The sequence below is a fragment of the Mesorhizobium sp. Arg314 genome, assembly GCF_053714275.1.
The window spans coordinates 163,974-182,672 of the sequence record NZ_JBSKBP010000012.1; the positions used below are offsets into that span (position 1 = coordinate 163,974).

General features: G+C 59.4%; 14 protein-coding genes. 2 read left to right on the forward strand and 12 right to left on the reverse strand.

Going from position 1 to position 18,699, the window contains the following annotated elements; genetic code table 11:
• Position 1: 1 nt before the first annotated feature.
• The 3 genes from ACWGS9_RS15585 to ACWGS9_RS15595 form a co-directional block, all read right to left on the reverse strand.
• Entirely contained in the window at positions 2 to 1,282 is a 1,281-nt protein-coding gene (locus ACWGS9_RS15585; protein ID WP_454506089.1) for a 4-aminobutyrate--2-oxoglutarate transaminase, read from the reverse strand.
• Between the two features lie 74 nt (positions 1,283 to 1,356).
• Entirely contained in the window at positions 1,357 to 3,003 is a 1,647-nt protein-coding gene (locus ACWGS9_RS15590) for an electron transfer flavoprotein-ubiquinone oxidoreductase (RefSeq protein WP_454506090.1), read from the reverse strand.
• 108 nt (positions 3,004 to 3,111) lie between these two features.
• Entirely contained in the window at positions 3,112 to 4,227 is a 1,116-nt protein-coding gene (locus ACWGS9_RS15595; RefSeq protein WP_454506091.1) for a nitronate monooxygenase, read from the reverse strand.
• 428 nt (positions 4,228 to 4,655) lie between these two features.
• On the opposite strand from ACWGS9_RS15595, the gene ACWGS9_RS15600 reads away from it, so the two are divergent.
• Entirely contained in the window at positions 4,656 to 5,444 is a 789-nt protein-coding gene (locus ACWGS9_RS15600) for an SDR family NAD(P)-dependent oxidoreductase (RefSeq protein ID WP_454506092.1), read from the forward strand.
• Between the two features lie 510 nt (positions 5,445 to 5,954).
• Here ACWGS9_RS15600 and ACWGS9_RS15605 read toward each other — a convergent pair.
• The 8 genes from ACWGS9_RS15605 to ACWGS9_RS15640 form a co-directional block, all read right to left on the reverse strand.
• Positions 5,955 to 6,431, reverse strand: a complete 477-nt coding sequence (locus ACWGS9_RS15605; RefSeq protein WP_454506093.1) for a MaoC/PaaZ C-terminal domain-containing protein — start codon at positions 6,429 to 6,431, stop codon at positions 5,955 to 5,957.
• Positions 6,432 to 6,799: 368 nt separating this feature from the next.
• Positions 6,800 to 7,519: a nitroreductase gene (locus ACWGS9_RS15610; protein ID WP_454506094.1), complete on the reverse strand. Its 720-nt coding sequence runs from the start codon at positions 7,517 to 7,519 to the stop codon at positions 6,800 to 6,802.
• 72 nt (positions 7,520 to 7,591) lie between these two features.
• A complete protein-coding gene (locus tag ACWGS9_RS15615) occupies positions 7,592 to 9,025 on the reverse strand; it encodes an aldehyde dehydrogenase family protein (RefSeq protein ID WP_454506095.1) in 1,434 nt (477 codons plus the stop codon).
• Positions 9,026 to 9,333: 308 nt separating this feature from the next.
• The gene (locus tag ACWGS9_RS15620) at positions 9,334 to 10,494 is read right to left on the reverse strand and encodes an NAD(P)/FAD-dependent oxidoreductase (RefSeq protein ID WP_454506096.1); all 1,161 of its coding nucleotides are present in this window, start codon (positions 10,492 to 10,494) and stop codon (positions 9,334 to 9,336) included.
• Between the two features lie 36 nt (positions 10,495 to 10,530).
• Positions 10,531 to 11,967, reverse strand: a complete 1,437-nt coding sequence (locus ACWGS9_RS15625) for an FAD-dependent oxidoreductase (protein ID WP_454506097.1) — start codon at positions 11,965 to 11,967, stop codon at positions 10,531 to 10,533.
• Positions 11,968 to 12,392: 425 nt separating this feature from the next.
• Complete coding sequence (locus tag ACWGS9_RS15630; protein ID WP_454506098.1) at positions 12,393 to 13,466, reverse strand: tartrate dehydrogenase; 1,074 nt, start codon at positions 13,464 to 13,466, stop codon at positions 12,393 to 12,395.
• Positions 13,467 to 13,566: 100 nt separating this feature from the next.
• The gene (locus ACWGS9_RS15635) at positions 13,567 to 14,331 is read right to left on the reverse strand and encodes an enoyl-CoA hydratase/isomerase family protein (protein WP_454506099.1); all 765 of its coding nucleotides are present in this window, start codon (positions 14,329 to 14,331) and stop codon (positions 13,567 to 13,569) included.
• 41 nt (positions 14,332 to 14,372) lie between these two features.
• On the reverse strand, positions 14,373 to 15,959 hold the full coding sequence (locus tag ACWGS9_RS15640) for a class I adenylate-forming enzyme family protein (RefSeq protein WP_454506100.1): 1,587 nt from the start codon (positions 15,957 to 15,959) through the stop codon (positions 14,373 to 14,375).
• 399 nt (positions 15,960 to 16,358) lie between these two features.
• On the opposite strand from ACWGS9_RS15640, the gene ACWGS9_RS15645 reads away from it, so the two are divergent.
• Positions 16,359 to 17,462, forward strand: a complete 1,104-nt coding sequence (locus ACWGS9_RS15645; protein ID WP_454506101.1) for a mandelate racemase/muconate lactonizing enzyme family protein — start codon at positions 16,359 to 16,361, stop codon at positions 17,460 to 17,462.
• 283 nt (positions 17,463 to 17,745) lie between these two features.
• Here the strand turns inward: ACWGS9_RS15645 and ACWGS9_RS15650 are convergent, their stop codons facing one another.
• A complete protein-coding gene (locus tag ACWGS9_RS15650) occupies positions 17,746 to 18,684 on the reverse strand; it encodes an ABC transporter permease (protein WP_454506102.1) in 939 nt (312 codons plus the stop codon).
• Positions 18,685 to 18,699 lie beyond the last annotated feature (15 nt).

Genomic DNA, 18,699 nt, shown 5'->3' on the forward strand with positions numbered 1-18,699 from the left:
GTTAGGCCTGCCCGGCGCATTCGGTCAGGGTTTCGTCGAGGATGTCGAGCGCCTCCGCAAAGACATGGTCGGGTATGGTGATTGGCGCCAGGAATCGGATCGCGTTGCCGTAGACGCCGCAGGTGAGCAGGATCAGCCCTTTATCCAAGGCCCTCTGGCGGACCTTGTTTGTGAAATCGGCATTTGGCGTCTTGGTGCCGGGAATGTTGAACTCGACTGCGTTCATGAATCCCGGACCGCGGACATCGGCGATCTGGGGGACCGCGTCGACGAGGGACTGCAGGCGCTGCTTGAGACGGTTGCCGAGGGATTCGGCGCGCTGGCAGAGTTGCTCTTGCTCGATCACGTCCAAAACGGCGTTGCCGGCGGCAATGCCGATTGGATTACCGCCATAGGTTCCGCCAAGGCCTCCCGGGGTGGGCGCGTCCATGATCTCGGCTCGGCCGGTGACTGCCGCGATCGGGAAGCCGCCACCAAGGCCCTTGGCCATCGTGGTGATGTCGGCTTCGATACCGTAATGCTCCATGGCAAAGAGCTTGCCTGTACGGGCAAAGCCGGTCTGCACCTCGTCGGCGATGAGCAGGATGCCGTGCTTGTCAGCCAGTTCGCGCAGCTTCGCCATAAAGGGACGGGGGACCTGATAGAAGCCGCCCTCGCCTTGGACCGGCTCGACGATGAAGGCTGCCACGCGATCGGGGTCTACATCGGCCTTGAAGAGCTTGTCGAGCACTGAGAGCGCATCTGCAACGGAGGTTCCGTGCAGTTCGACGGGGAAAGGAGCGTGAAAGACATCGGGCATCATGGCACCGAAGCCGGCCTTGTAGGGGACGACCTTGCCGGTCAGCGTCATGCCCATGAAGGTGCGTCCATGAAATGCACCGCTGAACGCGATGACAGCGGAACGATTGGTGGCGGCGCGTGCGATCTTGACCGCGTTTTCGACGGCTTCCGCGCCGGTCGTTACGAAGATCGTCTTCTTCTTGAAATTGCCCGGAACCGCATTGTTTAGGCGCTCGGCAAGCCGGACGTAGTTCTCATAGGGAACGACCTGATGGCAAGTATGCGTGAACTGGTCGAGCTGGGCTTTTACCGCATCGATCACCTTGGGATGGCGATGGCCAGTGTTGACGACGGCGATGCCGGCCGCGAAATCAATATAGCGGCGCCCCTCGACATCCCAGAGCTCGGCATTCTCAGCCCGTTCGGCATAGATTTGCGTGGTGACGCCGACGCCGCGCGAGATGGCGTCCGCCCGGCGCGAGGCTATTTCTGCATTGAGCATTTTGATGTCTCCAAAATTGGCGATGCTGCCGCCGGACGGCGGCGAAACCGCTGGCACGACGCTGCGTGCGAACGCTACATATTCGGGTAGTTCGGCCCACCTCCGCCTTGGGGCGTGCTCCAATTGATGTTCTGTAGCGGATCCTTGATGTCACACGTCTTGCAGTGGACGCAGTTCTGGAAGTTGATGACAAAGCGAGGGCTTTTGCCTTCCTCAGTGATCACTTCGTAGACGCCTGCGGGGCAATAACGTTGCGCGGGCTCCGCAAATTTCGGCAGGTTGATTGCGACCGGAAGCGAGGGGTCTTTCAGCTTCAAGTGCGCAGGCTGTGCCTCGTCATGATTGGTGAACGAGAACGCGACATTGGTCAGCCGATCGAAGCTTATCCGGCCATCCGGCCTGGGGTAGTCAATGGCCTTATGATCCATTGCGAGGCCGGTGGATTCGGCATCGGTTTTGCCGTGCCGGAGCGTGCCAAACACAGAAAAGCCGAACGTATTGGCCCACATGTCGAGGCCGCCGCCGATCAGCGAAGCGACAAGCCCAAACTTGGACCATAATGGTTTGACGTTCCGGACCTTTCTAAGATCCTTGCCGATGGCGCCGTTCCTGACCTCGGTCTCGTAGGCAAAAAGCTCATCGCCTTGTCGGCCGCTGCGGATGGCTGCATGGGCAGCATCGGCTGCCGCCTTGCCCGATAGCATGGCGTTGTGATTGCCTTTGATGCGGGGCACGTTGACCATTCCGGCAGAGCAGCCCAGCAATGCAACGCCTGGCGCGACCAGCTTCGGAATTGACTGCCAGCCGCCCTCGGAAATGGCACGGGCTCCATAGGCGACTCGTTTGCCGCCCTCGAGCAGGTCGGCGACCATCGGATGATGCTTGAAGCGCTGGAATTCCATGTAAGGATAGAGAAAGGGGTTCTTGTAGTTCAGGTGCACGACGAACCCGACATAGACCTGGTTGTTTTCCAGGTGGTAGATGAACGAACCGCCGCCAGCATTGGATCCCAGCGGCCACCCCATCGTATGGGTCACGGTTCCCAGGCGGTGCTTGGCAGGATCAATCTCCCATATCTCCTTCATGCCGAGGCCATATTTCTGCGGGCAGTGGCCGTCGGAGAGGCGATATTTTTCAATGACCTGTTTGGAGAGTGAACCACGGACCCCTTCACCCAGGAAGACATATTTGCCGTGAAGTTCCAGTCCCGGCTCGTAAGCCGGACCAGGTTCCCCTGTCGCCGGATCCCTGCCGAATTCGCCCGCAACGACCCCTTTCACGCGGTCGCCTTCAAACACCAGCTCGGAGGCTGCCATGCCGGTGAATATCTCGACGCCCAGGGCCTCGGCCTGTGCGGCCATCCAGCGACAGACGTTGGCCATCGATACAACGTAGTTACCATGATTGTTCATCAAGGGCGGCATCGGCCAGTTTGGGATGCGCAGCTGGCCCTTTGGCCCCAGAATATAGAACCTGTCCTGCTTCACCTCGACTGAGATCGGAGCACCACGTTCGCGCCAGTCGGGAATAAGGGAATCAAGCCCGCCGCAATCCAGCACCGCGCCCGAAAGGATATGCGCGCCGACCTCCGAGCCCTTCTCCAACAGCACGACCGACAGGCCCGAATCAAGCTGCTTGAGACGGATGGCCGCGGACAATCCCGCAGGTCCGGCGCCGACGATGACGACATCGTATTCCATGCTTTCGCGTTCAACGGTCATTCGCCCATCCGCTGTTGTCTTTTCAGTCTTCGCGCTCATCCCAGTGCCAGGGTCGCAGCGCCGCCGCCCGCCCTTGATGTCGCCGGCATCTTCGGCAGTGCAACTGGTTCAGAAGGAAGTCACATTCTGAAGGCTGTCCAGAGCTTCAACGTACTCGTTGAGCAAACGCTCGATCTCACCCTTGACGGTCGTTGGACCGTTCATGTCTCCGACGGCCTGACCGACCGAGTATGTCCAATAGTCAAGGTTACGGCCGCGTTCGGCCCGCTTGTAAGGATAGCCATTCAGGATCGATTGCATTGGCCAGCTAAGGGGCTGGGGCGCTCCAGGCCGCTGCCACTCCTCGACATACTTGGTGTACAGCATGCGTCCCTGCTTTCCGGTCATCACTTTGGCAATCCGGGCATCTTCGGAAGCCGCGGCGAAGAGCCTTTCGCGCATTTCGACGCTCAGATCGCTTTCTGCCGTCCCCAGCCAGAGGGAACCCATCCACACGCCCTGGCAGCCAAGAGCGAGCGCGGCAAGGATATGGGAGCCGCGGGTAACCCCACCGGCGGCGAGGACGGGAATGCCTTTTGCTGCTTCCACGGTCTGCGGCCACAGCACCATGGAAGCGATGGATCCAACGCTGCCACCAGCTTCGGTTCCCTGTGCGACCAATACGTCAACGCCGACATCGCGTTGCTTAGCGGCGTGTTTGGCGCTGCCGACCAGTGCGCCAACCTTCACGCCATGCGCGTGTGCTTCCTTCACAACCCACTCCGGCGTCACGCCGAGCGCGCCGACGACGAGTTTGACAGATTTCTTGCTGAGAACGACGTCGAGCTGCTCGCGGCTCTTCTTGTGCGTCATCGACATTTTTTGAGCGTATTCAGCCATGTATGCATTTCGGTCATCTTCCGCGATGTCCGCTATGCCGGCGTCATCGAGCATGTTTTTGACGAAGGCCAGGTGGCTCTTCGGAATCAGCTTGAGATACTCTTGCGGGCTCTTTTCCTCGTCGCCGCCGGTGCCGGGAAACACGAGATCGACGGAAAACGGCCTGCCCTCCACTCGCTGTTCGATCCAGTCAATTGACATTTCGAGCTCTTCAGGCGTCATCCAGGCTGCTCCGAGCGAGCCCATGCCGCCAGCCTTGGTGACTTCGGCCACGACGTCGCGGCAGTGCGAGAAGGCAAAAATGGGAAGGTCGATACCGAGCTGCTTTGCCAATTCAGTTTTCATGTTTCACCTGCTGTTCGGTTGCCGCGACCGGGCTGTCGCCGCCAGGTCGGCTGTTTTTGTTCGCCAGAAAAACCACCGGCCGGCGGCATCGGCGATTCGCTCGAAAGCTACCAATGGGTACAATTAACATTATTATGAGTATGTTTGTAAAGAGGTGAGTTGTCTGCCGACCCAGTGTGGGTGTGACCGCTGCCATGAGTGCGAGGTTTCACAGGTGATCATCACCCGCAATTTTTACGTCCTCTGGCGCTATCGACGCATCAAGGCAGTTGCGCAATCCAGCGAGTACTGTAATATACGGATGAGTATGAGGCGGCAATCGTTGCACTAGCCCGGAAGGGCTTCCGCATCAGTGTCGAGTCCTTTTTGGCGTTCGGGAATGCATTCCCTCCACCTGGTGGGAATGCTGTTATCAGAAGGAAAAAATTATGTTCGACTTTAAGGGAAAAGTGGTCGTCATTACGGGTGGCGAAACCGGCATTGGGAGAGCAACGGTCGAAGCTTTCGCACGTGCGGGCGCAAACGTTACGATTGCTGGGTACCTCGAAGACCAAGGCCAAGATGTCGTCAGGTCTCTTGCCGGTGAGGGCATTAAGGTTGATTTTCTGAAGACCGATGTTCAGCAAGAAGAATCGGTCGATGAAGTTACCGCGGCCGTGATCTCCAAACATGGTCGTATCGACGTGCTCGTGAACAATGCCTCTATCTTTGACGGCTTTGCGGGCTGCCTCGAAACCACCAATGCCCTGTGGGAAAAGGTGATCAACACCAATTTGCGCGGCACTTTCTTCTTCTGCCGGGCGGTCCTCAAGGACATGGTCGCGCGCGGTGAGGGGCGCATTGTCAACGTCGCGTCCGTCGGAGGCATCATTGGCGGTGCCGATGGCCTTGCCTACACCACATCGAAATTTGGCGTCATTGGTCTCACGCGCCAGATGGCGGTCGAATTCACGTCAAAGGGCGTTGGCATCAACGCTGTTTGCCCGGGGATGATCCAGACCGACATGCGTACGCATTCCGCGCGCATCCTGGGGGATGACGCTCCCAATATGGCACGAGGCGTTGGTGTCAATCCTGACGCGCTAAAGCGTGTCCCAGCAGGCAAGAAAGGCGTGCCGGCCGACATTGCGAACGCGATTATGTTCGCTGCGTCACCGTTTGCGAGCTACATGGCGGGTCACTCGCTCGTCATCGACGCCGGCTGGACTATCCAGTAGCGGCGACGCCGCCAGCGCCAGCCGTCCCTCATTCGTCGCATTGGCTGCCCTTAACGTGCAGCCAATGCTTTGCTAACGGAGATCAATTCGACCTGCTCTCGATTGTCCTAAAAGCGCCCGGTGCGGCGCCGTCGGGCTGAACCGCACGACTTTTACCCTCCGTGCAGATGGGCTGCTGGTGACGAAAACCGAAGTCCAAGAAATCGGCGTGGCGACACGCGAGCCACTTCCGAGCTAGACCAAGGAGCCAACCTCGTTAACGGAGTGCAATCGGCCCCGGTGCTGGCGACAATTGTCCCGTTCAGCGAAGTCGGGGGTTGCGCAGTTGTTTCGACCTGGAGTTAAAAGAGCCCGTGGTCGTAGCATTGTCCGAGACCAAGGAGCATTTTTCACAACACCCACGCAAGCCGCCGGGCGCTCGCACGGAGCTGCCCTCCCCTTTGGCGTCGGCAGCCAGACATTCCGCAGGTGGTCAATCGTCAATTCAGCGGCTCCATAGAGCGGGCAAGCTCAAGGCCGGCGGTGAAACATCACCTTCCACACGCCCTGCTGGCAGATCTCTTCCCTTTGGTTGCGCACTTCGACCCAAAAGTTGACGATACCGCGCGACGGATGGGAGGTGGGGCGAACGCTCTCGACACGCTGGTAGACGTGGATGGTGTCGCCGATCTTGACCGGTGTCTTGAGGTCCCAGGTCATCCCCAGAAACGCGATCGCCGTGCCTTCCTTCAGACCCAAGCGAAACTCAAGGCCCGTCGCAATGGCGAAAACGGCGGGCCCATGCAGAATGCGGCCGCCGAACGGTGTGGCCCTAGCATAAATTTCATCGGTGTGAATTGGGTTGTAGTCGCCGGTCAACGCGGCAAACATCACAATGTCGGTCTCAGTGGTCGTGCGACGGGGCGTCAACCATTCTTGCCCGACCTGAATGTCGTCGAAAAAAAGCGCATTCGGGCCTAGGCCGAATGTAGGGTTTTTTGCGTCCATTCCACACCTTTTTTGGACCGGCCGAGGGTGATCATGGTTGGTACACCAGTCGGACACATTCGCGCATGCATCGGCGCTAAATGTACCGATAAGAATGCATATTATACCAGCTGGTTTGAACTGTCAATTTGGCAGTCCCTGGGCCGGACCGCGTGGAGAAACAGGACGGCGCCATACGATTTACTCGCCGTCCAAACCGCATTCCCATAGAAATTGATGAAGTGTGCCTAGGTCATGACCATAGTTCGTTAAGTCGCCGCAAACGTTGTGAGGAGGCTCTTCGTAGACCTCCGCGAAGAGGGGCCTGGGCGACCTCTCGTTGCGTATCTGAAATGGCTGGGAGTGCCCATCCCACTCGCAAGCGCGCTTCAGCTCACGAATGTGACCGTGCGGGAGATCGGCTCGCGCATCGTCCGGAAGCTGTTTGCCACATGCGCCTCGTCCTCGTACCCAAATGATACGCCGCACACAATCCGAAGCTCCTTGGCGATGGGAACGTGGTTTCGGATGATGCTGGCGTAATGCGCAATCGCGCCCTGCGGCACGGTTGCAATGCCCAGCGCGCGGGCCGCTATGAGAAAGTGCCCAAGATATATACCGGTGTCGAAGAGGCCCCGCTCGGCAAGGTCCTCGTGGACCGTCACCACGGCCAGATGAGGGGCACCGAAGAACCTAAAGTTCTCCAGAGCCTGACGGCCGGATGCCACGCGATCTCCGCGTTCAATCCCAACGGCATTGTACAATCCCCAGCCGCATTCGCGCCGGCGCTCCTGGTATACCCCAGTGTAGGTGGCGATTGGTGGCACGTCGGATGACCGCTCGGCTCCGCTAGAGGCGGCAGCAAACATTTCCTCGCGAAGGGCTTCGAGCGCCGGTCCGCTCACGATGAAGAGACTGCACGGCTGGGTGTTGCAGTCCGACGGCGCCGTGCGAGCAACTTCAAGCACCTGACAGATGTCCTCTATTGGAACCGGCGTGCTCTTGTACGCACGGCATGCGTACCGCTCGCGGACCACGGTAAATAGGTTTTCAAAGGCGTCCAAGGGATTGCTCATGTCCTGGTTCAGTTTGTCGGCAACTCGGTTCATGTGGCGGATGACCTATTGTTCGTTCAAGGAACCCGGACTAAGCCGAGCGCGGTGGTACACAAGGCAGGTTGATCACCCACCCTGGTGGTATCCCAGAATAGCCTTTGTCTCTAGGAACTCCGAAAATGCGAGGCGGCCGCCTTCGCGCCCGTTGCCGGATTGCTTGTACCCTCCGAACGGCACTTCAGGATCGAAGCCGGCATTGTTGAGGAGCACGGACCCGACGCGCAGACGCCTTGCCACCTTCCGTGCACGTTCCCCGTTCCGGGACTGGACGTAGCCCGCTAGCCCGTATGGCGTATCGTTGGCGATTCTGATGGCGTCTTCTTCGTCGTTGTAGGGAAGGATGCAAAGGACGGGACCGAAGATTTCCTCTTGGGCCACCTTCATGCTGTTCTCGACCGAGGCCAAAATCGTCGGCTTTACGAAGAAGCCGATGTCGAGGTGTGGCGGCCGGCCTGTCCCGCCAACGACCAGTTCGGCTCCTTCATCTATACCGGCTTGAATCAGTTTTTGGATCTTGTTGAACTGATTTCTGTTCGCGACGGGGCCCATGTTGGTCTGCGAGGAATTGGGGTCTCCGATCCTGAACGAGGACACCGCCTGCCTGGCTATCGCGACCGCATCGGCGTGCATCGCCTTAGGTACGAGCAGGCGCGTGGGGGCATCACAGGACTGACCGCTGTTGGCAAAGCAGTTGGCAACGCATTCCCGGACGCTCTTTTCAAGATCGGCATCGTCGAGGACGATGTTTGCTGATTTTCCGCCGAGCTCTTGCGCGACGCGCTTGACCGTTTCGGCGGCGGCCTTTGCCACCTTGATCCCTGCCCGCGTCGAACCGGTGAAGGAGACCATATCGATATCGGAGTGACTCGATATGGCTTCGCCGACAATCGCGCCTTCGCCGTTTACCAGATTGAAGACGCCCGCCGGCGCGCCGGCCTCATCCAGCACCTCGGCGAAAATTATAGCATCGAGCGGCGAAATCTCGCTTGGCTTGAGCACGACCGTGCAGCCTGTGGCAAGTGCCGGAAGAACCTTGAGCACGACTTGATAGAGGGGCCAGTTCCACGGGGTGATAAGCCCCACCACCCCGATGGGTTCCTTCACCACGAGAGCGGAGCCTAGCTGATGGGCGAACTGGTACTCTTCGAGTGTCTTGATGTTGACTTCGAAATGACCGAAGCAACCTGCCGTCTGAGCTTCCCGGCTCAATGTGATCGGAGCGCCGATTTCGCTAGTAATTGCCTGAGCGAAATCGTCCTGGCGCCGGCGAAACACCTCGCAGATCTTCCGCAATAGCCGAACTCGTTCTTCAATCGAAGTTGTCGAATACGTCGCGAATGCCTCGCGGGCAGCCTTGACGGCAGCATCGACATCTTGCGCGGAGCCCGCCGCAATCCGAGCGCATGTGCTTTCGGTGGCAGGATTGATAACGTCGAGGTAGTTCGGCTTCACCGGGTCGACCCAACGGCCATTAATGAAGAACTGCTCGAGGTGCTCCATAAGGCCTCCTTCGGATGCATTTGTCATGCGCCGTTCGACCCGGACTGATGCCGAACTCCCACGAACCGACGGCCAGCGGGAAATCCGCCAGCGCGTGGTAGCCAATCAGCGTTGTTCTGTCTAGTGCGTAAATATCCTTGCGGGTATGTAACCCTGATTTCATTGCCGGATTCGGCAGGTTGGGACCAGGCCAGCTGATTATTCAGGTGGCAAGCAAAGCACCGGTGGCTCACGCCGAGAGCTTCAGCGATCGTCCTTGCGAAAAGGACGCCGGGCCACGCTTGGCCGCCGGAGCGGCACGGTTGCCGCTAGGTGTTGTAGTTGCCTGCCTGCCAGCCGCGGGCTTGACGCCAACCGAATGCGAGACCTGCGAAACGATCGAGCGTCAGCGCCTCGATGGGAGCGTTGGTCTCCCCTGTCAGCGCCAACTCGGTCAAGACAACGCCGATCGCGGGCGCCATCCCAAAGCCGTGGCCTCCACCACTCGCGGCCAGCAGCCCCGAAGGGCTGTCGAACTTGTGGATGAGGACCATTTGATCGGGTGTCACGTCGACGATACCACCCCAGGTCCGCAACATCTGGGCCCCACCCAGCATCGGAAACGCCTCGACGGCGCGCCTGGCGATATTCCGGATAATTGGGGTAATCGGTTTGGCCGGCTCGCGATCCGCCTCGAGGTCGACCCATTCATAGGGTCCACCCTGGATGTGGAAATTTCCGCGCTTGGTCTGTCGGATGGATATGCCCCTGCCGACGAAACACATGTCGAACATCGGAGGAAGCGGCGTGGTCACCAAGGACTCCACCCGCACCGGCGCAACCGGATACACGATGCCAAGCTTCTCCATCAGGTTGGCATTGTAGCCGCCCGCGCACAGGATGACCCGATCGGCATGCATCACGCCAGCGGAAGTCTGCACGCCGATGATCCTGCCCGCCTTCTCAAGAAGGGAATAAACTGGCGTGTCCTGAAGGATGACACCGCCGAGATCTTCAAACGCCCAAGCAAACGCCTGCGACGCCCGCTGTGGATTGGCATGCCCTGATCGGGGCGTGTAGATGGCTGCGACCGCTTCCTTCGAGACGATCGGCACCAGGTCGCGACATTGCGCGCCGTCGACGAACCTGAAGTCGATGTCGGTCTTCTGAAAGCTTGCATATTTGGTCTTGAGCGCGACCAGCTCTTTATCCGAGAAGGCGACCCAGATTCGACCCTTCTGCGTCCACTCGGTGGGGTAACCCAATTCGTCGTCAAGCGTCGGCCAAATTTGTTCGGCCATCTGCGCAAGCCGCGACTCGGCAGGTGTCTCACCGCGCAGACTTAGGAACCCCATGGCCCTCGAGGAGGCCTCGTACGCGATGGACCCTTTGTCCAACACGACAACGCGCGCACCGGTCTGCTGCATTCGATACGCTGTGGAGAGTCCCAACAGTCCAGCGCCGACGATAATCGTGTCAAATTGGCTCATTGATGAAGCTCCATGGCCTCTTGCGCATCGATCACTTTATTGCCCGGAATGGACCCAATAGGGCCAGTTCTCACGGAGATCTTCCGTTTCGTCATCGGCGACAATCAGGGACATATCCACCGGCCGGACGGGAAACCGATAAGTGGCTGGCTTCACCGCTTTCAAAGCCACACCGAAGCGCTGGTTCAACAGGAACACCGCCTCATCGCGGCAACGTTTGCCCTGGCAGTGGCCCATACCGACGCGGGTCAATCGTTTCAGTTGATCCTGGTTGATGGTGGCGCCGTTTTCGCCCTGGCGAACGAGCGACTTGGGATTTCGCAGCGATGATTTCAGATAGCGCGGAGGCTGGAGGGTGAGAAACTCGGATCGCGTCACACCTTCACACTGGCAAATGATCACGTCGTTGTCGCCGAGTTCGTTCAGCTTGGACACCCAAGTGGTGATGTATTCCGCGGCGTGGTGCTGCGGTGTTTCGGCATTGCGGGCGGTTGCTGCCCGATCGACGGGCGCGTCGCTTATCGCCTCAAGGATGGTCTGGACCTGTCCATCCTGATTGTTGAATTTCGAAAGCCAATAGATGTCGGCAAGGCTCGTCTCCAGCCCGTTGCCAACCGATGGAACCCAGGTCCCCTGGTCATCTGAGAATGTCAGTTCGCACCCGGCTGCGGCAGCCAACTCGATGTTTGGCAAAACTGCGATCGCCACGCATATGGAGTCGCATTTGACTTCGACTTGGAGCGCTTCCGGACTCGTCGAAACCAGATAGGCACCGACGACCGAACTGCTTCCCAGGGCGCGCGCGATAATGGTTTCGTAGAAGACCTTGATCCCTTGGGACTCCAACCACGCCGCATCCTCGCGGCTCGATTGGAACGTTGCCGTAGGCTCGACGAGGCCGACCACATCGACGCCCCGGGACCGGGCCTGACGGGCAAAGTCGACGGCAAGTGGGGTCGAGCCCAGAACCAGTGTGCTGGTCGCCTCGAAGGTTTGATAGGCACTCAGGAGTTTCGTTCCTGCCTTGCCGCCGAATATGCCAGGCAGGTCCCAGCCGGCAAACGAAGGAACAAAATCGCGGGACCCTGTCGCAAGAATGAGATGGTCGTATTCGATCATATCATTGCCCTCCGTTGAGACGACAGCGACCTTTGCGCTCCCGACGTTCTGGGCATTGGGGCCGTTCCGGAAGATCGCCCAGGCTATGGTGGCGACCTTGACGTCGATCTCGGCATCAACACATTCGAGAAGAAGATCGTTGGACGCCAGGACATTGTCGAAGTTGGCGCTGTCGTCCGCGAGAGCAGCCGGCAACCCCGCGCCATAATAATAGGGCGCATCGAACGACATGTTCTTTATAGCCTGGGGGTGTTCGTCGATCAGCGTGACCTCAAAGCCTGCAGCGCGCGCAAGCAATGCAAACTCGCAGCCGAGCGCGCTTGCTCCTACAACCACGACACGCTTGCCGTTCATCTCAACTTCCTTCCGTATAGCATGGACCAGGTACCCATAGGCGACCTGCCCTGCATCGTCACTCATCCCGCGCCCGACGCGGCGCGAGCTTCCCGCAGAACATCCCGTCGAGGACATACTTGGCCTTGCGGTGGCGTACCGCGCCGCCCGGCAATCGGATGCCCCGACCACGCGGTGCCCTCAATCGCGGAGGTCGGCCGCCGCCGGGAAAAGCGTACCCTTCAGCGTCTCGAGCACGTGTTTATGAGGCTGGATCAGGCCCGCTACACCTGCCTCATCAACAAGCCGCCAAACATACGCACAAGTCTAAGGATTTGTCTAGTCAGTCCGATATGCGAACTTGTAGCGCCATTGGTCTCAACGAGAGGCAGAGGAGTTCGGCGCTGGGAAAAGCAGCGCCGAGGTGCAACCAGCAACACGGCAGGTCACCTGTTCGAACCCATGATCGCCTCGATGACGGCATCCGTCACTTCCTGGGTGGAGGCGGTCCCGCCGACATCGGGAGTCAGGATCCCCGCAGCTGTCACGAGCTCGACGGCATGCATGAGGCGAGCCGCCGCGTCCGGCTCGCCCAGGTATTCCAGCATCTGCGCCGCTGTCCAGAAGGTGGCAACCGGATTTGCCTTGCCCGTGCCGGCAATATCGAAGGCCGACCCGTGGATAGGCTCGAACATTGACGGATACCGGCGCTCAGGATCGATGTTGGCCGTGGGCGCGACACCGATGCTGCCTGCGAGCGCCCCAGCCAGGTCGGATAGGATGTCGGCATGCAGATTGGTGGCGACGATCGTGTCAAGGCTTCGGGGGTTCAGGGTCATTCGCACCGTCATTGCATCGACCAGCATCTTGTCCCACTTGACGTCAGGGTACGCGGCGGCCACCTCGGCGGCTATCTCGTCCCAAAGGACCATGCCATGCCGCTGTGCATTTGACTTGGTGACGACCGTAAGGAACTTCCGTGGCCGCGACTGTGCCAGCGTGAACGCGTATCGCATGATGCGTGTGACGGCGGCCCGTGTGAAGATCGATACCTCCGTGGCAACCTCTTCGGGACGGTTTCTATGTGACCTGCCGCCCTGGCCGGAGTATTCACCCTCCGAGTTTTCCCTCACGATCACCCAATCGAGATCTCCCGGCCCTACGTCGCGCAGCGGCGAACTAATCCCGCGAAGGATCTTGGTGGGGCGGACGTTGGCGTACTGATCGAAGCTTTGGCAGATGCGCAGACGCAGGCCCCACAGCGTTATGTGATCAGGCACGTCGGGTGCGCCGACGGCGCCGAAATAGATGGCATCGAAACCCTTGAGGCGCTCGAGGCCGTCATCGGGCATCATGCTGCCGTTCTTCTTGTAGTAGTCCGACCCCCAATCGAATGTTTCGATGTTGAATTTGACCTCGCCGAGGCGCTTCTGGAGGCTTTCAAGAACTCTGATGCCTGCCGATATGACTTCGGGTCCTATGCCGTCCGCTGGGATTGCGGCAATCGAGTATTCTCGCATGGTTCTGCCTTCTTCGCTTCTTACAAATGGATTTCTGCCTCACGGCGCAAACAGCCGATCGGCCGAAAACGAAAGTTGTTGGAACGATACCAGCCGCGATCTAGTCGCGGTTGAACACCGCCGGCCGCTTCTCAAGGAACGCGGCGACGCCCTCCAGACCGTCGGGGGACATGTTTAGCAGGGCAAGCTCTTCGCCTTCCTTGACCAGACCTTCCCTGATCGGGAGTTCCGCGTGGCGGGCGGCTGCCATGATCCCGGCTATCGCCGACCGGCTAAACGGGATCCATTGCTCGACGAAGGCTCGTGCTTCGGCGACTGGATCCCTCACTATCCTGTCGATCAAGCCGATGCGAACAGCTTCCTCGGCCGTCACCGGCCGAGCGGTCAGCATCATTTCCAGCGCGCGTGGCGTACCCACCAAGCGAGGGAGCCGCTGCGTGGCGCCGGCGCCCGGAAGCAGCCCAAGCTTGATCTCTGGAAAAGAAAACGTCGCACGGTCGGTGGCAAGCCGGAATGTGCAGGCCATCGCCAGTTCCACTCCGCCCCCCATCGCCAGGCCGTCGACAACTGCGACCGACGGCACGTTTGCTTCCGACAGACCCTGCAGGACAAAGCGCCGGTACGTCGCGCGCTTGGATGCCTCTTCGGGCCGAAGACCGGTGAGGTCGTTTATGTCGGCGCCAGCACTGAACGCGCGGTCTCCCGCCGCCATAAAAATCAGACCGCGAATGCTTTTGTCGCTGTTAGCAGTCTCGACCGCGTTCTCGATGGTGCGGAAAGCGTCAAGGTCTAGCGCGTTCAGGCGATTTTGCCGGTCGATCAAGACGGTTCCGATAAAACCGTCGACATTGAAGTTTACAGGCATCGGCCTTCCTTTTTGCGAAAAGGGGAAAACGGGGGACGTCTTCACACACCAGGGATGGGGGTGGTCATTTCTTCCCATTTCTTTCGAAGGGCGCTTTTGTCGACCTTTCCGGTCCTGCCAAGCGGCAGTTCTTCCTCGAAGAAGATTTGCGCCGGAAGCTTGTACCTAGCCAGAAATTCTGATGCGTGAGACAGCAGAGCGGTGTCCGTCAGCGCGGAATTCGGCTGCCTCACCACGAACGCGACGGGGACCTCGGCAAACTTGGGATCCGGTACCCCGACCACGGCTGCACCCGCAACTTCGGGATGCCGGGCAAGAACGCCTTCAATTTCGAGGGGGGCTACATTCGCGCCGCCCCGCTTGATCAGATCCTTCGACCTGCCCGTGATATAGTAATAGCCATCGGCGTCGCGATAACCGATGTCGCCGGTCTTGAACCAGCCGTCGCTGAACGACTCGGCTGTGAGCTCGGGGTTCTTGTGGTAGCGCTTGACGACCGACGCCGCCCTCGCCAGCAGCTCGCCCTGCCCGCCAACCGCGCATTCGTTTCCGCCTTCATCGACGAATTTGACCTGCGCGCCCGGCGCCAGTCTGCCGGCAGCGCCCTTTGGCGCGTCTTTGGTGTCGGAGGAAAAGCGGCCGAACAACGGATAGCACTCCGTCATGCCGAAATAGTTCTGGATCTCAATGCCGAACTTGCGAGTGAATCTAAGCCGCAATTCGTCCAACAGCGGCGACCCCGACGAGATCATGGCCCTCATGAAGGAGAGGTCGTACGTCGCCGACTGCTGGTCTGCGAAGTCCAGCATCATCGAGAACATTGTGGGGACGCCATTGTATATCGTGACCCCGTGCTCGACAAAAGCGTCGAGCATCTCTCCGGGATGGAACCGACGGTGAATGACGACTTTTGCGCCGGCAAGCAGCGATATCGTCGTCACGGTCGAGAGCCCAAGCAAGAAGCCGAACGGCGAGCCCACGGCAGTCGTATCGGCGGCCGTCAGGCCCCAAAGCTCGATGAATGCGGCGGCCGCGTTCAGCTGGTTCGTGTGGTTGAGCACCACGGCCTTCGGCGTGCCGGTCGAGCCTGACGTATAGGTGATTACAAGGTCATCGTCGGGATCGCGCCGCGCGACGTCGGCGGGAGACGGCGTTGCCGACAAGTTCGTGAGTTCGTCGATCGGCCTGACCAGACCTGACGGAAGTCCGAGGGCCGAAAGATCGGCAACCATCTCGTCCCGGAACAGTACCTTCGCCTCGCTATGGCCGATAATGTAGTTCGCTTCTTCGGCCGTCAGATTGAAATTGAGCGGAACGAATACAGCGCCTATCTTGGCGCAGGCGATGTAGCAGTGGACAAACTCGGGCCGGTTTTGCGCGAAGACTGCAACCGATTGCCCTTTCTCGATGCCAATCGACAGCAAATGCGCAGCGACTTTGTCGATCTGCTCGATCAATTTGCCAAACGCTTCGGATTGATCATTGTAGACCAGCGCGACGTGTTCGGGCTGGCGATCTGCCACCTCCTTCAGAGCTTCGTAGACCGTTGCAGATTTCCAATAATCTTTTTTCACGTTGTTGAGCCCATTCGTTTCGGCGGCCAGGCCTGCAAATTGGTTTCGCGCCACCACCGCGCGCCAATCCGCCTTATTGTACCCGACAGTTTGCAATTATACCAATTAGAACTCTCTACCGCCATCTGCCGAAAAAGCAAGTGGTTTCAGCTGCGCTACTGTGAACAGGCGGTCACAAAGCCCGGCACTGGCAATCTCCTTCGGCCCTCTGGACCAGACCGCGCCGTCGCAGCCGGTTGAACCTGATCGCCCCATATCCGCCGATCAGCGACCGCTGACATATCGCCATGCCCCAAGGGTCCCCTCGCCTTCTGCCGCCCAGTCTTCTGTCATGACGACTGAGGTCTGGGGGCTCGTTCCGGCGCCCTCCGGCCAGGAAAGGACGAAATATGTTGAATCGGCGGTCGAATTCACATACGCTTCAAGCCGTAGTTATACTTGGGGAGATAATCCATGAAAATATCGGCAATTTCAATCTATGGCTTGGAGCTTCCCTTGCAGACGCCGCAGGTTCTGTCCCGGGCGCGGACCTTCGAGGGTTTCCAGTCGACTTTCATCAGAATAGATACCACCGAAGGAGTTTCGGGCTGGGGGGAGGTATGCCCATGGGGTTCCACCTACCTGCCCGCCTTCCCAGGCGGTGTGCGCGCTGCTCTCGCGGAGATGGCGCCCCATCTGATTGGGCAGGATCCCTTGCGACCCGACGTCTTGATGCGATATATGGACACATTACTGAGCGGGCACATCTACGCAAAGGCTGCAGTCGATTTTGCCATCTGGGACATCATGGGGAAGGCGGCCGGCCGCCCAATCTACGAGTTGCTCGGCGGCAAGGAAAACAATCCGGTGCCCCGGCTCGCGTCAATCCACATAAACACCTTCGACGTTATGCTCGAGGAGCTCGAGCAAAAACGCAAGGCAGGCGTCAAAGCTTTTTCCCTCAAGGTGGGCAATGGGGTCGAGCAGGATATCGAAGCCGTAAAGCGGTTCACCGAACACAGGCAGCCGGGGGAAATCTTCATCTTCGACGCCAACGGTGGCTGGAGTCCCTATCAGGCGATCCGGGTAATGAATGCGGTCGGCGATCTGGATACGACCTTCGAACAGCCATGCGCGACCTACGAACAATGCCTGGAGGTCCGCTCTCGCACGCGGCAACCAATCTCCCTCGACGAGTGCATGGTTGAACTACGCGACTTCGTTCGGTCCCTCTCAGACAAGAGCTGCGAGCTCGTGAGCATCAAGCTGGCGCGTGTCGGCGGACTTACCCGTGCCCGGGCAATCCGCGACTTATGCATGGCCTTCGACATCAATCTGTTCATCATGTGCATGGCAGGCACTGTCATCAATGACACGGTGGGCGCCCATTTTGCCCAGACAATCCCCGCCAATCGGTTCATTGGGGCGTGGTCCTGCCAGGACTATGTGACCGTCGATCCTGCCCCGGGCAGAGGCGCCCGGACGGTCAATGGCATGCTTCCACCGCCCGACTTGCCGGGACTCGGCGTCGAACCCGACATCAGCTTGCTCGGCGCGCCGCTCGCGGTTTTCCAGTAAAACCTCGGGCAATCGGCCGGCATGGACTGGCCGGAGCCGGTCTTTCGGTTCAAAGCCGCAAACTGTGGGACAGGTCCCTTTCCGCTCCAAGTTCGACTGGATCCTCACCATTCAGCACAAACTGACGCCAGCGTAGGATCGCTTGGCCGGGTTGTGGCGGCGCACTTCCATGCGGTCGATTTGGGTGCGCGGCCACGCGAGGGGGCTGGCACCAAACAGATGGCAAGAAGCGTTTGTTGGCTTTGCTGAGCGAAGGCCCTGGCGCCATACTCCTCGGCGCTATCTACTGCGGCGAGAGACCACGAAGTCTCTCGGAGCGGCGGCGCACGAACTCGACGGTCACCAGGAATGCGACCGAGACCATGACTAGGATCGTCGCCGCGGCCAGAATCGCTGGGCTGACCTGCTCGCGCAGTCCACTCCACATCTGTTTAGGAATGGTGACCTGCTGCGGGCCACCCACAAACAATACGGTCACCACCTCGTCGAACGAGGTCGCGAACGCGAACAGCGCCCCTGCTACTACGCCCGGCAGGATGAGCGGAAGGGTCACCTTTCTGAAGGCCCACATGGGGGATGCGCCAAGGCTCGCGGCGGCGCGCGAAAGTGAGGCGTCGAAGCCGACCAACGTCGCGGTGACGGTAATAACCACGTACGGCATGCCTAATGTGGCGTGAGCGAGCACGATGCCCGTATAGGTCGCCGTGAGACGTGCGCACTGAAAGCCGATTATGCTGCAGGGATTGGAATAGAAGAAGAAGAGACCGGTGGCAATGATGACGATCGGTATGATCATGGGAGACAGCAAAATGCCCATGACAAGCTTTCGGCAGGGCATCTCGCTGCGGGCAAGTCCCAGCGCTGCCAGCGTTCCCAGGACGGTGGCGAGAAGCGTCGACCAGAAGCCGATAACGATCGAGTTCTTGGCCGCATTCACCCACGTCGAATTCGACCACATGTCCGCCAACGCGCTCATGCTCCATGGCGCATCGGGTTGATTCATGCCGAATTTCAAGAGGAGGTCGTACCAGCGAAGCGAATAGCCGGCCGGATCGAGCGTCAGCATCTGGCGGGTAAAGGAAAAATATGGTTGCGCGTTGAAACTCAACGGGATGACCATAATGATCGGCGCGACCAGGAAGATGAAAATCAAAACGCAGATCGTCCGGTAAGTGTAGTACCAGATCCGCTCAAGCGGGTCGGCATAAGCGGGAAGGCTCATCTCGTTCCTCCGATA

Bases quoted from the DNA above. Each gene is read 5' to 3' on its own strand.
- ACWGS9_RS15585 (WP_454506089.1), bottom strand. From the start codon at position 1,282: ATGCTCAATGCAGAAATAGCCTCGCGCCGGGCGGACGCCATCTCGCGC.
- ACWGS9_RS15590 (WP_454506090.1), bottom strand. From the start codon at position 3,003: ATGACCGTTGAACGCGAAAGCATGGAATACGATGTCGTCATCGTCGGC.
- ACWGS9_RS15595 (WP_454506091.1), bottom strand. From the start codon at position 4,227: ATGAAAACTGAATTGGCAAAGCAGCTCGGTATCGACCTTCCCATTTTT.
- ACWGS9_RS15600 (WP_454506092.1), top strand. From the start codon at position 4,656: ATGTTCGACTTTAAGGGAAAAGTGGTCGTCATTACGGGTGGCGAAACC.
- ACWGS9_RS15605 (WP_454506093.1), bottom strand. From the start codon at position 6,431: ATGGACGCAAAAAACCCTACATTCGGCCTAGGCCCGAATGCGCTTTTT.
- ACWGS9_RS15610 (WP_454506094.1), bottom strand. From the start codon at position 7,519: ATGAACCGAGTTGCCGACAAACTGAACCAGGACATGAGCAATCCCTTG.
- ACWGS9_RS15615 (WP_454506095.1), bottom strand. From the start codon at position 9,025: ATGGAGCACCTCGAGCAGTTCTTCATTAATGGCCGTTGGGTCGACCCG.
- ACWGS9_RS15620 (WP_454506096.1), bottom strand. From the start codon at position 10,494: ATGAGCCAATTTGACACGATTATCGTCGGCGCTGGACTGTTGGGACTC.
- ACWGS9_RS15625 (WP_454506097.1), bottom strand. From the start codon at position 11,967: ATGAACGGCAAGCGTGTCGTGGTTGTAGGAGCAAGCGCGCTCGGCTGC.
- ACWGS9_RS15630 (WP_454506098.1), bottom strand. From the start codon at position 13,466: ATGCGAGAATACTCGATTGCCGCAATCCCAGCGGACGGCATAGGACCC.
- ACWGS9_RS15635 (WP_454506099.1), bottom strand. From the start codon at position 14,331: ATGCCTGTAAACTTCAATGTCGACGGTTTTATCGGAACCGTCTTGATC.
- ACWGS9_RS15645 (WP_454506101.1), top strand. From the start codon at position 16,359: ATGAAAATATCGGCAATTTCAATCTATGGCTTGGAGCTTCCCTTGCAG.
- ACWGS9_RS15650 (WP_454506102.1), bottom strand. From the start codon at position 18,684: ATGAGCCTTCCCGCTTATGCCGACCCGCTTGAGCGGATCTGGTACTAC.